This window comes from Pseudomonas sp. PB120, from assembly GCF_009761815.1.
GTDB lineage: Bacteria > Pseudomonadota > Gammaproteobacteria > Pseudomonadales > Pseudomonadaceae > Aquipseudomonas.
In genome coordinates this window covers 1-13,190 of sequence record NZ_RWIN01000033.1, presented here as the reverse complement: position 1 = coordinate 13,190, position 13,190 = coordinate 1, and the positions used below count along the sequence as shown (strand labels likewise).

Sequence of the window (13,190 nt, the reverse complement as noted above, 5' to 3'; positions counted from 1 at the left end):
GGGTAGCACAAGGGTGTGGCGGGGCTTGGGTAAGCGACATCGATTATAGGAAGGCGGCTAACGATCAAACAAGTGGTAAGGAATGTCGAAAACTCTGTGGCGAGGGAGCTTGCTCCCGCTCGGCCGCGCAGCGGCCGCAAACTGGCTGTAATCGGGCCTGCTTCGCAGTCCAGCGGGAGCAAGCTCCCTCGCCACAGGCAGGGTGTCAGTTCTTAGATCGGTACCGGAACTGAACTGGTATGCCAGATCAACACCCGAGTGACGCGATTGTCTTCTGTCTCCAGGATCTCCAGCCGATAACGCCCGATCTTCAGGCACACCGCGCTGTCCGGAATCGTCTCCAGCGCCTCGGTCACCAACCCGTTAAGGGTTTTCGGGCCGTCGCTTGGCAAGTGCCAGCCCAGGCTCTTGTTCAATTCACGAATCGACGCCGCGCCATCGATCACCAGTCGGCCATCGGCCTGGGGGTGGATATGCGGGTTGTCCAGGCTGTGCTGGCTTTCGAACTCGCCGACGATTTCTTCGAGAATGTCTTCCAGGGTCACGATGCCCAGCACTTCGCCGTACTCGTCGACCACCATGCCCAGACGCCGCTGCTGCTTGTGGAAGTTCAGCAACTGCAGCTGCAGCGGCGTGCTTTCCGGCACGAAGTACGGGTCGTGACAGGCTGCCAGCAAGGCTTCCCGGGTCAGGCTTCCATCGGGCAACAGGTGGCGGATCTGGCGGGTATTGAGCACCGCTTCGACCTGGTTTATATCGCTGTGGAACACCGGCAGGCGCGTGCGTCGATTGGCGCGCAGCTGTTCGAGGATTTCTTCGATCGAGTCGTCGAGATTGATGCCGTCGACATCACTGCGCGGAACCAGGATGTCGTTGACCGTGATGTTGTCCAGCGCATGGATGCCCGACAGTGGGTGCGGGCGACTGACTGGATGATCGTGATCGTCGCGTCGTTCGCTCGGTGCTTCGTCTTCGCTTTGCTGCACCACGTTTGCTTTACGGGCGAACGGTCGCATCAGCAGCTGGCTGATGCCATTGAGCAGCCAGGCGGCGGGATAGAGGATTTTCAGCGGCGCGCGGAGTAAGGTGTTGCCCAGGTTCAGGACCGCATCCGGATAACGGCTGGCGAGGGTGCGCGGCAGGTAATCGGCGAACACCAGCAGCGCCGCGCTGGCCCCTGCGCAGGCGATCCATGGACCGTTTTCCGCCCAAGTGAAAATCGCCAGCAAGGTGCTGAGGACTACCACCAATGCGCGGCACAGGGTATTGCACAGAATCAGGCTGTTGAGGGGAAAGCTGAGCTTCGCCACCGGCTTGTCGCTTGAGCGCGTGGCCGTGCGCTGGGCCAGCAAGTGCTGCTGCGCGGCTTCGATCGCGGTAAACAGCCCCGACCATAGAATCAGCAGGGCCATGACAGCGAGCATCGGCCCTATGGGCAAGTCGTCCATTAATGCCGCCCGTCAGATATGCAGGATGTATTCGCGGACCAGTTTGCTGCCGAAATACGCCAACATCAGCAGGCAGAAACCGGCGAGGGTCCAGCGGATGGCCTTGTGTCCGCGCCAGCCGAGGCGATTGCGGCCCCACAGCAGCACGCTGAAGACAATCCAGGCGAGGCATGCCAGCAGGGTTTTGTGCACCAGGTGTTGGGCGAACAGGTTGTCGACGAACAGCCAGCCGGAAATCAGCGACAGCGACAACAGGGTCCAGCCGGCCCAGAGGAAACCGAACAGCAGGCTTTCCATGGTTTGCAGCGGCGGAAAGTTCTTGATCAGCCCGGACGGGTGCTTGTGCTTGAGCTGATGGTCCTGGACCAGCAGCAACAATGCCTGGAACACCGCGATGGTGAACATGCCGTAGGCGAGGATCGACAACAGGATATGGGCGAGAATGCCCGGCTCTTCGTCGATGATCTGCACCGTGCCGGCGGGGGCGAATTGCGCGAGCAGCACCGTGGCGGCACCGAGCGGGAAGAGCAATACCAGCAGGTTTTCTACCGGGATTCGCGAGCAGGCCAGCAGGGTCAGGGCAATGACCGCGGCGGCAATCAGGCTGGCGGCGCTGAAAAAGTCCAGGCCCAGGCCGATCGGGGTCAGCAGGTGGGTGAACAGGCTGGCGCTGTGAGCCAGCACGGCCAGCACGCCGAGCGTGACCAGCAGGCGCTTGTTCGCCTTGGCGCCGTTGGCCAGGCGAGTGCCCTGATAGAAAGTCGCAGCGGCATATAAGCAGGCGGCGGCGAGGGTGGTAAGCAAACTGGGTGACAAGGGGAGCATAAATCCTGTTAGGCAAGCCCGAAAGGCGCTGAGTTTGGCATAGAACCCTCATCACACGAAAGTGCGAGGTGTCCGCCAGACGCAGTCTTCGCTATAATCCGCGACCTGCCCACGCCGCAGGCTCGCCGAGTACATGTTTATCACGGTCTGGGCCGCCATTATCCCGGTCTACACAGGGCCTGAAAGGATCGCGCAATGTTTGAAAACTTAACCGACCGTCTCTCGCAGACGCTGCGCCATGTCACCGGCAAGGCCAAGCTGACTGAAGACAACATCAAAGACACCCTGCGTGAAGTGCGCATGGCGTTGCTCGAAGCTGACGTCGCCTTGCCGGTGGTGAAGGACTTCGTCAATTCGGTCAAGGAACGCGCCGTCGGCACCGAGGTGTCGCGCAGCCTGACGCCGGGCCAGGCCTTCGTGAAGATCGTCCAGGCCGAACTCGAAAGCCTGATGGGCGCGGCCAACGAAGACCTGAACCTGAGCGCCGTTCCGCCCGCAGTCATTCTGATGGCCGGTTTGCAGGGCGCGGGTAAAACCACCACCGCCGGCAAACTCGCGCGCTTCCTTAAAGAGCGCAAGAAGAAGTCGGTCATGGTCGTGTCCGCGGACGTTTACCGTCCGGCGGCGATCAAGCAGCTGGAAATGCTCGCCGGTGAAGTCGGCGTTACGTTCTTCCCGTCCGACCTGAGCCAGAAGCCGGTCGAGATTGCGCAAGCGGCTATTAAGGAAGCAAAACTCAAATTCATCGACGTGGTCATCGTCGATACCGCCGGTCGTTTGCACATCGACGAAGAGATGATGGGTGAGATCAAGGCGTTGCACGCCGCGATCAACCCGGTCGAAACGCTGTTCGTGGTCGACGCCATGACTGGCCAGGATGCCGCCAACACGGCCAAGGCCTTTGGCGATGCGCTGCCGCTGACCGGCGTGATCCTGACCAAGGTCGACGGCGATGCCCGTGGCGGTGCCGCGCTGTCGGTGCGTGCCATCACCGGCAAACCGATCAAGTTCATCGGTATGGGCGAGAAGAGCGAAGCGCTCGATCCGTTCCACCCTGAACGTATTGCCTCGCGCATCCTCGGCATGGGCGACGTGCTCAGCCTGATCGAGCAGGCCGAAGCCACGCTCGACAAGGATAAGGCCGATAAACTGGCCAAGAAGCTGAAAAAGGGCAAGGGCTTCGACCTCGAAGACTTCCGCGATCAGCTGCAACAGATGAAGAACATGGGTGGCCTCGGCGGCCTCATGGACAAGCTGCCGAACATGGGCGGCGTGAATCTGGCGCAAATGGGCAATGCCCAGGGCGCGGCAGAGAAGCAATTCAAGCAGATGGAAGCCATCATCAACTCCATGACCCCGGCCGAGCGCCGTGACCCTGACCTGATCAGCGGTTCGCGCAAACGCCGCATCGCCATGGGCTCCGGCACGCAGGTGCAGGACATCGGTCGCTTGATCAAGCAGCACAAGCAGATGCAGAAGATGATGAAGAAATTCTCCGCAAAAGGCGGAATGGCCAAAATGATGCGCGGCATGGGCGGTATGTTGCCCGGCGGCGGCATGCCGAGAATGTAAAGAATCCGCGCCGGTCATCGCACCGGCGCAGACCCGCAAGGAAGCGGGATCTCCAGCAAACCCGCACTTGGCGGGAGCTGACTGGCCGTTTTCAACGACGGCTCTATAGCAAATCTGGATGGCGGCCGATAGGCAGCCGGAAAAAGACATTTGCAAAAGTCCGGATATTCCTTAGAATATGCGGCCTTTCGGGCACCTATGCCCGCTGTGCCTTTAGATTTGCAGCACCGACTACAGGAACGATGTTCACATGCTAACAATCCGTCTTGCCCTTGGCGGCTCCAAAAAGCGCCCGTTTTACCACTTGACCGTAACCGACAGCCGCAACCCGCGCGACGGTTCGCACAAGGAACAGGTTGGTTTCTTCAACCCAGTTGCTCGTGGTCAAGAAGTCCGTCTGTCCGTGAACCAAGAGCGCGTAGCCTACTGGCTGAGCGTTGGTGCACAACCTTCTGAGCGTGTTGCTCAGTTGTTGAAGGACGCGGCTAAGGCTGCGGCCTGAGCAATATGAACGCGACGCCAACTGTTGCTGATGATTTGATCGTTATCGGCAAAATTTATTCTGTTCATGGCGTTCGCGGCGAAGTGAAGGTTTATTCCTTTACTGATCCGACTGAAAACCTGTTGCAGTACAAAACCTGGACGCTCAAGCGCGAGGGCAATGTGAAGCAGGTTGAGCTGGTCAGCGGACGAGGGAGCGATAAGTTCCTGGTCGCAAAGCTCAAGGGTCTTGATGATCGCGAAGAAGCTCGTCTTCTGGCCGGTTATGAGATCTGCGTGCCGCGCAACCTGTTCCCTGAATTGACCGACGGCGAGTACTACTGGTACCAGCTGGAAGGTCTGAAGGTCATTGACCAACTCGGGCAACTGCTCGGGAAGATCGATCATCTTCTGGAAACCGGCGCCAATGATGTAATGGTGGTCAAGCCTTGCGCGGGCAGCCTGGATGATCGCGAACGCCTGTTGCCCTATACGGAGCAATGCGTGTTGGCCGTCGACCTCGCAGCAGGCGAGATGAAGGTGGATTGGGACGCGGACTTCTAAACGTGGCTAATTTGCGCGTAGAAGTGATCAGTTTGTTTCCCGAGATGTTCTCCGCCATCAGCGAGTACGGCATCACCAGTCGGGCGGTGAAACAGGGGCTCTTGCAGCTCACCTGTTGGAATCCGCGAGACTACACGACGGATCGACATCACACTGTGGATGATCGCCCATTTGGCGGTGGTCCGGGCATGGTGATGAAGATCAAACCCCTGGAAGATGCTCTGGTTCAGGCCAAGGCAGCAGCCGGGGAGGCGGCGAAGGTAATTTACCTGTCCCCCCAAGGCCGTCAACTGACTCAGTCGGCGGTACGCGAGTTGGCGAATCTGGATGCATTGATCCTGATTGCCGGCCGCTACGAAGGCATTGACGAGCGTTTTATTGATGCTCATGTCGATGAAGAGTGGTCGATTGGCGACTATGTACTGTCTGGCGGCGAGCTGCCGGCGATGGTCCTGATTGATGCGGTTACACGACTGCTGCCTGGAGCTTTAGGGCATGCGGACTCCGCCGAGGAAGATTCCTTTACGGACGGTCTGCTGGATTGCCCGCACTACACCCGACCGGAGGTGTATGCGGATCAGCGTGTTCCCGACGTGTTGCTAAGTGGCAATCACGCGCATATCCGGCGTTGGCGTTTACAGCAGTCCCTTGGTAGGACCTTTGAACGACGCGCCGATCTTCTGGAAAGCCGCTCGCTTTCTGGAGAAGAGAAGAAGCTGCTCGAGGAATACATCCGCGAGCGGGACGATAGTTAACAACGTATCGATGGTAAGTCCGTTGATTTACCTTAGGAGCACAGCATGACTAACAAAATCATCCTTGCACTCGAAGCAGAGCAGATGACCAAAGAGATCCCTACCTTTGCCCCGGGCGACACCATTGTCGTTCAGGTGAAAGTGAAGGAAGGCGACCGTTCGCGTCTGCAAGCGTTCGAAGGTGTTGTTATCGCCAAGCGTAACCGCGGCGTAAACAGTGCTTTCACCGTTCGTAAAATCTCCAACGGTGTTGGCGTAGAGCGTACTTTCCAGACCTACAGCCCGCAAATCGACAGCATGGCCGTTAAACGTCGCGGTGACGTACGTAAAGCCAAGCTGTACTACCTGCGTGACCTGTCCGGTAAAGCAGCTCGCATCAAGGAAAAACTGGCTTAAGTCCAGCTTCCGATGCAGAAAAAAGCAGCCTACGGGCTGCTTTTTTGTTGCCTGCGAATCGGTCATGTGGCCCCGCTGGCCTCAGGTTGAATCAACGCCAGCACCGTCCACCCCACCGACGGCTTCAGCGCACTGTCGGATGTCACCACATGCACCCAGCCGCTGTCATCGCGAACGAACAGCAGTGTTGCGCGATCTCCGTGTAGCGCCTGGTAGTCTTCCCAGTCAAACCCCTCCGTCAGATGCGTGCTGTAGAGCTCGGATCCCTGGTGCAGCAGGTTGGCCAAGCGGGTGTAGGTCAATTCCTCGTTACCGAGTAACCGCCCGCGATGTTGAAGACTGGCGCGGTGTTTGTCGGTGCGGCGGCTTTCCTGACCGCTGGCCAGGCCAAACAGCCGTTGATGGCCAAAGTCGTGGCGAAAGCGCATCGACGCCAGGGTGTTGAGCTCGCCGGATGGTGACAGCGCCAGCAAATGCCCCAAGCCAACCAGGTCCAGGTGTGCGTCGGCATGCTGGGAGGCGGGGTTTCCGAAGTAGGTCGGCAAACCGTCCATGCGCGCCGCCCGGATATTCTCCCAGCTCGAATCGGTCAGCAGCACGCGACTGCCCAACTGCTGCAAGGCCTTGCCCAATGTGCGTGCCGGGGTGTTGGCGCCGACGATCAGAAAGCCGCTGGGCGCCGGCTCGGCGACTTTCAACAGGCGGGCCAGTGGCCGCGCCGTGGCGCTTTGCAGCACCACGGTGCCGATGATCACCGCAAACGTCAACGGCACCAGCAGCAACGCGCCCTCATGCCCGGCTTCATCCAGGCGAATGGCGAATATCGCCGACACTGCGGCAGCCACGATTCCACGAGGTGCGATCCACGACAGCAGTGCGCGCTCGCGCCAGCTCAAGCTCGACCCTGCCGTGCAGAGCATTACGTTCAAAGGTCGGGCAATGAATTGAATGATCAGCAGCAAGATCACCACCAGCGGACCGAGGCCGATCAACGCGTTCAAGTCCAGCCGCGCCGCCAGCAAAATGAACAACCCGGAAATCAGCAGCACGCTGAGGTTTTCCTTGAAGTGCAGGATGTCCCGCACATCCACGTCCTTCATATTCGCCAGCCACAGGCCCATCAACGTGACCGCCAGCAGTCCGGATTCATGCATCACCGTATTGGCTGCGATAAAAATGCCCAGTACCGCCGCGAGCGCCGCCAGGTTGTGCAGGTATTCCGGCAGCCACTGGCGCCGGATGATGGTCCCGAGGACCCAGCCACCGGCGATCCCGAACGCGCAGCCACATGCAATCACGCCGCCGAACGTCAACAGGCCCTGGCTCAAGCCGTCAACCGAAGAACGGGCGATGATGAAGCTGTAGACCACGACCGCAAGCAGGGCGCCGATGGGGTCAATGACAATGCCTTCCCAGCGCAGGATGTTGGCAATCGAGGCTTTCGGCCGCACCACGCGCAGCATCGGCACGATAACGGTCGGGCCGGTCACCAGCGTCAAGCTGCCGAAGAGGACGGCGAGCAGCCAGTCGAAACCGAGCAGCCAATGGGTGGCGACGGCAATGACAACCCAGGTCGACAGCGCGCCAATCGTCACCAGTCGATGTACGACGCTGCCGATTTCGCGCCATTCCGACAGGTGCAGCGTCAGGCTGCCTTCAAACAGGATCAGCGCTACGGCCAGTGAAACCAGTGGCATCAGCAGCGGCCCGAACATTTCCTGCGGGTCGAGCCAGCCCAGCACCGGGCCCACCAGAATGCCGGTCAGCAACAGAAACAGGATCGCCGGCAGCTTCAGGCGCCAGGCCAGCCACTGACACCCCAAGGCCGCAGCACCGATGCCGCCAAACGCCAACAGAATCTGCTGCTCGCTCATTGAAGCTCCCTGTTCCTTGAAATTGCGCGCTATGAAAGACTAGCGGTCATTTTTACCGTTCACCTTTTTTTCGCGCGCTGTCTCAAGTCAGCGTGTTTCGAGTGCCCATGCCTGCCATTGATCACCCCTTGATAGACCAGTTTCTCGACGCCCTGTGGCTGGAAAAAGGATTGTCGGATAACACGCGCGACGCCTACCGCAGCGACCTTGCCCTGTTCAATGGCTGGTTGCAGGACAAGGGCCTGGAACTGATCAGCGCCGGCCGTGAATTGATCCTCGATCACCTGGCCTGGCGTCTGGAGCAAAACTACAAACCCCGTTCAACTGCGCGATTTCTGTCTGGCGTGCGTGGGTTCTATCGCTATTTGCTGCGGGAAAAACTGATCGCGGTTGATCCGACATTGCGCGTCGACATGCCTCAGCTCGGTAGACCATTGCCTAAGTCCTTGTCGGAAGCTGACGTGGAGGCGCTGCTGAAAGCGCCGGACTTGAGCGAAGCCATCGGCCAGCGGGACCGCGCCATGCTCGAAGTGCTCTATGCCTGTGGCCTGCGGGTCACGGAGTTGATCAGCCTGACGCTGGAGCAGGTCAACCTGCGCCAGGGCGTGCTTCGGGTGATGGGCAAGGGCAGCAAGGAACGGCTGGTGCCGATGGGGGAGGAGGCGATTGTCTGGGTCGAGCGTTACATGCGCGACGCCCGTGGCGAACTGCTCGGCGGGCGCCCCAGTGATGTGCTGTTTCCCAGTCAGCGTGGCGAGCAGATGACCCGCCAGACGTTCTGGCATCGCATCAAGCACCAGGCCAAGGTCGCCGGCATCGGCAAGTCGCTGTCGCCGCACACCCTGCGTCACGCCTTTGCCACGCACTTGCTCAACCACGGCGCCGATCTGCGCGTGGTGCAAATGCTGCTCGGTCACAGCGATCTGTCCACCACCCAGATTTACACCCATGTCGCCCGAGCACGGTTGCAGGACTTGCACGCCAAACACCACCCGCGCGGCTGACCGCAAGCCTCTGTAGGAGCGAGCATGCTCGCGATGGACTCAGGAACACCGCGGGGGAATCAGATTCCCCGCGTTATCGTTAACGACCATCGCGAGCATGCTCGCTCCTACAGAAAACCTGTCGCCAATGTCTTGCGTCTGGCGCATTCGGCCACACAGCCCTTATGTGGTAGGCTTTGCCGGTTTGCACGATGGGCGTTTATGACCCGGTGTTTCGGCACGGGCGTTCTGAGCGTCCCATTTGTCAGCCTTCAGGAGTTCTCATGCGTCTGATCCAGATTTTCGCCGCCGCTGCCATTGCGTTGGCCAGCACCTTTGCCATCGCCGATGACGCGGCCGACAAAGCCATTCGTAAAAGCCTGGAAAACCTCGAGCTCGAGGTGCCGGTCGAAAGCATCAGTGCCAGCCCGCTGCCGGGCATGTACGAAGTCAAACTCAAAGGCAGCCGCGTGCTCTACGCCAGCGCCGATGGCCAGTACATCGTTCAGGGTTACCTGTTCCAGCTCAAGGATGGTAAACCGGTCAACCTGACCGAGAAGACCGAGCGCCTGGGCGTTTCCAAACTGATCAATGACATTCCGGTCGCGGAAACCGTGGTTTACCCGGCCATCGGCGAAACCAAGTCGCACATCACCGTGTTCACCGACACCACCTGCCCGTATTGCCACAAGCTGCACGCCGAAGTGCCTGAGCTGAACAAGCGCGGCATTGAAGTGCGTTACGTCGCGTTCCCGCGCCAGGGCCTGGGCTCGCCGGGTGACGAACAGCTGCAGGCGGTCTGGTGCTCCAAGGACAAGAAAGCGGCCATGGACAAAATGGTCGACGGCAAGGAAATCAAGGCCGCCAAATGCGATAACCCGGTTTCCAAGCAGTTCGCCCTGGGTCAGTCGATTGGCGTGAACGGCACGCCGGCCATCGTTTTGGCCGACGGTCAGGTCATTCCGGGCTACCAGCCTGCGCCACAAGTCGCCAAACTGGCGCTGAGCGCGAAATAAATTCGTATCGTCACGGTCAGCCTTTGACGATCATGGTCCGGCGGCAACATTGGCCGGGTCATTAATAGAGAGCCGCGAGCATGCGGCTGTTTTCACGGCCGGCCTCGAGTCGGCCGTTTTATGGGGAGTTCACAGTGAAACCGGTCAAAGTAGGCATCTGTGGGTTAGGGACCGTCGGTGGCGGTACCTTCAACGTACTTCAGCGCAACGCCGAGGAAATTGCTCGTCGTGCCGGGCGTGGAATCGAAGTGGCACAAATTGCCACGCGCACGCCAAAGCCTCAGTTCCAGACGACCGGTATTGCGATTACCAACGATGTCTTCGAAGTGGCCACGAACCCTGAGATCGACATCGTCATAGAGTTGGTGGGCGGCTACACCGTTGCCCGCGAGCTGGTACTCAAAGCGATCGAGAACGGAAAACATGTGGTAACCGCGAACAAGGCGTTGATCGCCGTTCACGGTAATGAAATTTTCGCCAAGGCTCGCGAGAAAGGCGTGATCGTGGCGTTCGAAGCGGCCGTGGCCGGTGGCATTCCGGTGATCAAGGCGATCCGTGAAGGCCTGTCCGCCAACCGCATCAACTGGGTTGCCGGCATCATCAACGGCACCGGCAACTTCATCCTGACCGAAATGCGCGAGAAGGGTCGCACCTTCGAAGACGTGCTGGCCGAGGCGCAAGCCCTGGGTTACGCCGAAGCCGATCCGACCTTCGACGTCGAAGGCATCGACGCGGCCCACAAGCTGACCATCCTGGCGTCCATCGCGTTCGGTATCCCGCTGCAGTTCGACAAGGCTTACACCGAAGGCATCACCAAGCTGACCACCGCTGACGTGAACTACGCCGAAGCGCTGGGCTATCGCATCAAGCACCTCGGCGTGGCTCGCAGCACGGCGGCCGGTATCGAGTTGCGCGTGCACCCGACACTGATCCCGGCCGATCGCTTGATCGCCAATGTCAATGGCGTGATGAACGCGGTGATGGTCAATGGCGACGCTGCCGGTTCGACCTTGTTCTACGGCGCTGGCGCCGGCATGGAGCCGACCGCTTCGTCGGTGATCGCCGACCTGGTGGACGTGGTTCGCGCCATGACCTCGGACCCGGAAAACCGCGTGCCGCACCTGGCCTTCCAGCCGGATTCGCTGTCGGCGCACCCGATCCTGCCGATCGAAGCCTGCGAAAGCTCCTACTACCTGCGCATTCAGGCCAAGGACCATCCGGGCGTGTTGGCCCAGGTGGCGAGCATCCTGTCGGAGCGCGGCATCAACATCGAATCGATCATGCAGAAAGAAGTCGAAGAGCATGACGGTCTGGTACCGATGATCCTGCTGACCCACCGTGTGCTGGAACAGCACATGAACGACGCGATCGCCGCCCTCGAAGCGTTGGCTGGCGTGGTCGGTCCGGTTGTACGGATCCGCGTCGAGCACCTGAACTAAGCCGTTATCGTTCACCGGGCTCGCGAGCGGGCCCGGGTTTGCGAACACTGTCTATTGGAGCCAGTCATGCGTTATATCAGTACCCGCGGCCAGGCACCGGCCCTGAATTTCGAAGACGTCCTGCTGGCCGGTCTGGCCACTGACGGCGGTCTGTACGTCCCGGAAAACCTGCCACGTTTCACCCAGGAAGAAATCGCTTCCTGGGCCGGCCTGCCGTATCACGAGCTGGCCTTCCGGGTGATGCGCCCGTTCGTGACCGGCAGCATCCCTGATGCCGATTTCAAGAAGATCCTGGAAGAAACCTACGGCGTGTTCTCGCACAACGCCGTTGCGCCGTTGCGTCAGCTCAATGGCAACGAATGGGTGCTGGAGCTGTTTCACGGCCCGACTCTGGCGTTCAAGGACTTCGCCCTGCAACTGCTCGGTCGCCTGCTCGATTACGTGCTGGAAAAGCGCGGTGAGCGCGTTGTCATTGTCGGTGCCACCTCCGGTGATACCGGTTCGGCCGCCATCGAAGGCTGCAAGCACTGCGAAAACGTCGACATCTTCATCCTGCACCCGCACAACCGCGTGTCTGAAGTGCAGCGTCGCCAGATGACCACCATCTTCGGCGAGAACATCCACAACATCGCCATCGAAGGCAACTTCGACGACTGCCAGGAGATGGTCAAGGCGAGCTTCGCCGACCAGAGCTTCCTCAAGGGCACTCGCCTGGTCGCAGTGAACTCGATCAACTGGGCGCGGATCATGGCCCAGATCGTCTACTACTTCCACGCAGCCCTGCAGTTGGGCGGTCCGGCGCGTTCGGTGTCGTTCTCGGTGCCAACCGGCAACTTCGGCGACATCTTCGCCGGTTACCTGGCACGCAACATGGGCCTGCCGATCAACCAGTTGATCGTCGCCACCAACCGCAACGACATCCTGCACCGCTTCATGAGCGGCAATCAGTACGTCAAGGAAACCCTGCACGCGACGTTGTCGCCGTCGATGGACATCATGGTTTCGTCCAACTTCGAACGCCTGCTGTTCGACCTGCACGGTCGCAATGGCGCGGCGATTGCCGGTTTGATGGACTCGTTCAAGCAGGGCGGCGGTTTCAGCGTTGAACAGGAGCGTTGGACGGAAGCTCGCAAGCTGTTCGATTCGTTGGCTGTGGATGATGCGCAAACCTGCGAGACCATCGCTGAAGTCTATGAGCAGACCGGCGAGTTGCTGGACCCGCACACGGCCATTGGCGTCAAGGCTGCGCGGGAATGCCGTCGCAGCCTTGATATTCCGATGGTGATCCTCGGGACTGCCCATCCGGTCAAATTCCCGGATGCGGTGGAGAAGGCGGGTGTGGGCAAGGCGCTGGAATTGCCTGTGCACCTGGCTGACCTGTTTAAGCGCGATGAGCGTTGCACGGTGTTGCCGAATGACCTGAAAGCGGTGCAGGCTTTTGTTAGCCAGCATGGTAATCGGGGTAAGCCTCTGTAAGCGCTCGGTAGTTTGTTTAAAGCCCGTCTTGATGACGGGCTTTTTTGTTTTTGGTTGGGTTGGGTTGAGTTGGGGGCATATCCGTTTTTTGTGTGATGGCGGGTAATGGTTTCGCTTTTACAGCGCGTCACTTTGAAAAGCCTGCGCGGCCCGGCACAAAGTAACCAAATGCTCTTGCCCCACCACTTGGTACCTCGCCTAGGCTCGGCATGCCCTCACTCCGGCATTGCTCCGTGGGTCGCCGCGATGGGCCATCCCTGGCCCAGCGCGGCTAAACCGGCGTCCTGCCGGTTTCCCCACGGAGCAATGCCTGCGTTCGGCCATCGTGGTCAACGTGGCGCCTCGATCAAAAGCAAAGCGAG

The 13,190-nt window shown here is 59.9% G+C and carries 12 protein-coding genes; 9 read left to right on the top strand and 3 right to left on the bottom strand.

The window, feature by feature from the left end:
• Positions 1–212: 212 nt before the first annotated feature.
• Both EJA72_RS05110 and EJA72_RS05105 read right to left on the bottom strand, forming a co-directional pair.
• Entirely contained in the window at positions 213–1,448 is a 1,236-nt protein-coding gene (locus tag EJA72_RS05110) for an HlyC/CorC family transporter (protein ID WP_157710433.1), read from the bottom strand.
• 12 nt (positions 1,449–1,460) lie between these two features.
• Positions 1,461–2,273, bottom strand: coding sequence for an inner membrane protein YpjD (locus tag EJA72_RS05105; protein ID WP_157710432.1), 813 nt, complete (start codon positions 2,271–2,273; stop codon positions 1,461–1,463).
• Between the two features lie 195 nt (positions 2,274–2,468).
• On the opposite strand from EJA72_RS05105, the gene ffh reads away from it, so the two are divergent.
• The 5 genes from ffh to rplS all read left to right on the top strand — a co-directional run bounded on the left by ffh (position 2,469) and on the right by rplS (position 6,040).
• On the top strand, positions 2,469–3,845 hold the full coding sequence (gene ffh, locus EJA72_RS05100) for a signal recognition particle protein (protein WP_157710431.1): 1,377 nt from the start codon (positions 2,469–2,471) through the stop codon (positions 3,843–3,845).
• A gap of 250 nt (positions 3,846–4,095) precedes the next feature.
• Entirely contained in the window at positions 4,096–4,347 is a 252-nt protein-coding gene (gene rpsP, locus EJA72_RS05095) for a 30S ribosomal protein S16 (protein ID WP_007944872.1), read from the top strand.
• 5 nt (positions 4,348–4,352) lie between these two features.
• Positions 4,353–4,889, top strand: a complete 537-nt coding sequence (rimM, locus tag EJA72_RS05090) for a ribosome maturation factor RimM (protein WP_157710430.1) — start codon at positions 4,353–4,355, stop codon at positions 4,887–4,889.
• 2 nt (positions 4,890–4,891) lie between these two features.
• Positions 4,892–5,644, top strand: a complete 753-nt coding sequence (gene trmD, locus EJA72_RS05085) for a tRNA (guanosine(37)-N1)-methyltransferase TrmD (RefSeq protein ID WP_007897583.1) — start codon at positions 4,892–4,894, stop codon at positions 5,642–5,644.
• Positions 5,645–5,689: 45 nt separating this feature from the next.
• Positions 5,690–6,040 (top strand): 50S ribosomal protein L19, encoded by a 351-nt coding sequence (gene rplS / locus EJA72_RS05080; protein ID WP_003175895.1) that lies wholly within the window; start codon positions 5,690–5,692, stop codon positions 6,038–6,040.
• A gap of 62 nt (positions 6,041–6,102) precedes the next feature.
• On the opposite strand, the gene EJA72_RS05075 is transcribed toward rplS, so the two are convergent.
• Entirely contained in the window at positions 6,103–7,914 is a 1,812-nt protein-coding gene (locus EJA72_RS05075) for a sodium:proton antiporter (protein WP_157710428.1), read from the bottom strand.
• Between the two features lie 107 nt (positions 7,915–8,021).
• On the opposite strand from EJA72_RS05075, the gene xerD reads away from it, so the two are divergent.
• The 4 genes from xerD to thrC all read left to right on the top strand — a co-directional run bounded on the left by xerD (position 8,022) and on the right by thrC (position 12,828).
• The gene (gene xerD / locus EJA72_RS05070; RefSeq protein ID WP_157710427.1) at positions 8,022–8,918 is read left to right on the top strand and encodes a site-specific tyrosine recombinase XerD; all 897 of its coding nucleotides are present in this window, start codon (positions 8,022–8,024) and stop codon (positions 8,916–8,918) included.
• A 263-nt stretch (positions 8,919–9,181) separates the two neighbouring features.
• Positions 9,182–9,913, top strand: coding sequence for a bifunctional protein-disulfide isomerase/oxidoreductase DsbC (gene dsbC, locus EJA72_RS05065; RefSeq protein ID WP_157710426.1), 732 nt, complete (start codon positions 9,182–9,184; stop codon positions 9,911–9,913).
• Between the two features lie 134 nt (positions 9,914–10,047).
• Positions 10,048–11,352: a homoserine dehydrogenase gene (locus EJA72_RS05060; RefSeq protein WP_033056454.1), complete on the top strand. Its 1,305-nt coding sequence runs from the start codon at positions 10,048–10,050 to the stop codon at positions 11,350–11,352.
• 66 nt (positions 11,353–11,418) lie between these two features.
• Positions 11,419–12,828 carry a threonine synthase gene (gene thrC, locus EJA72_RS05055; protein ID WP_157710424.1) on the top strand — a complete coding sequence of 470 codons (1,410 nt, stop codon included), beginning with the start codon at positions 11,419–11,421 and terminating at the stop codon, positions 12,826–12,828.
• Positions 12,829–13,190 lie beyond the last annotated feature (362 nt).

What these genes read in the sequence shown, in the direction of transcription:
- EJA72_RS05110 (WP_157710433.1), bottom strand. Translation starts at nt 1,448, where the DNA reads ATGGACGACTTGCCCATAGGGCCGATGCTCGCTGTCATGGCCCTGCTG.
- EJA72_RS05105 (WP_157710432.1), bottom strand. Translation starts at nt 2,273, where the DNA reads ATGCTCCCCTTGTCACCCAGTTTGCTTACCACCCTCGCCGCCGCCTGC.
- ffh (WP_157710431.1), top strand. Translation starts at nt 2,469, where the DNA reads ATGTTTGAAAACTTAACCGACCGTCTCTCGCAGACGCTGCGCCATGTC.
- rpsP (WP_007944872.1), top strand. Translation starts at nt 4,096, where the DNA reads ATGCTAACAATCCGTCTTGCCCTTGGCGGCTCCAAAAAGCGCCCGTTT.
- rimM (WP_157710430.1), top strand. Translation starts at nt 4,353, where the DNA reads ATGAACGCGACGCCAACTGTTGCTGATGATTTGATCGTTATCGGCAAA.
- rplS (WP_003175895.1), top strand. Translation starts at nt 5,690, where the DNA reads ATGACTAACAAAATCATCCTTGCACTCGAAGCAGAGCAGATGACCAAA.
- EJA72_RS05075 (WP_157710428.1), bottom strand. Translation starts at nt 7,914, where the DNA reads ATGAGCGAGCAGCAGATTCTGTTGGCGTTTGGCGGCATCGGTGCTGCG.
- xerD (WP_157710427.1), top strand. Translation starts at nt 8,022, where the DNA reads ATGCCTGCCATTGATCACCCCTTGATAGACCAGTTTCTCGACGCCCTG.
- dsbC (WP_157710426.1), top strand. Translation starts at nt 9,182, where the DNA reads ATGCGTCTGATCCAGATTTTCGCCGCCGCTGCCATTGCGTTGGCCAGC.
- thrC (WP_157710424.1), top strand. Translation starts at nt 11,419, where the DNA reads ATGCGTTATATCAGTACCCGCGGCCAGGCACCGGCCCTGAATTTCGAA.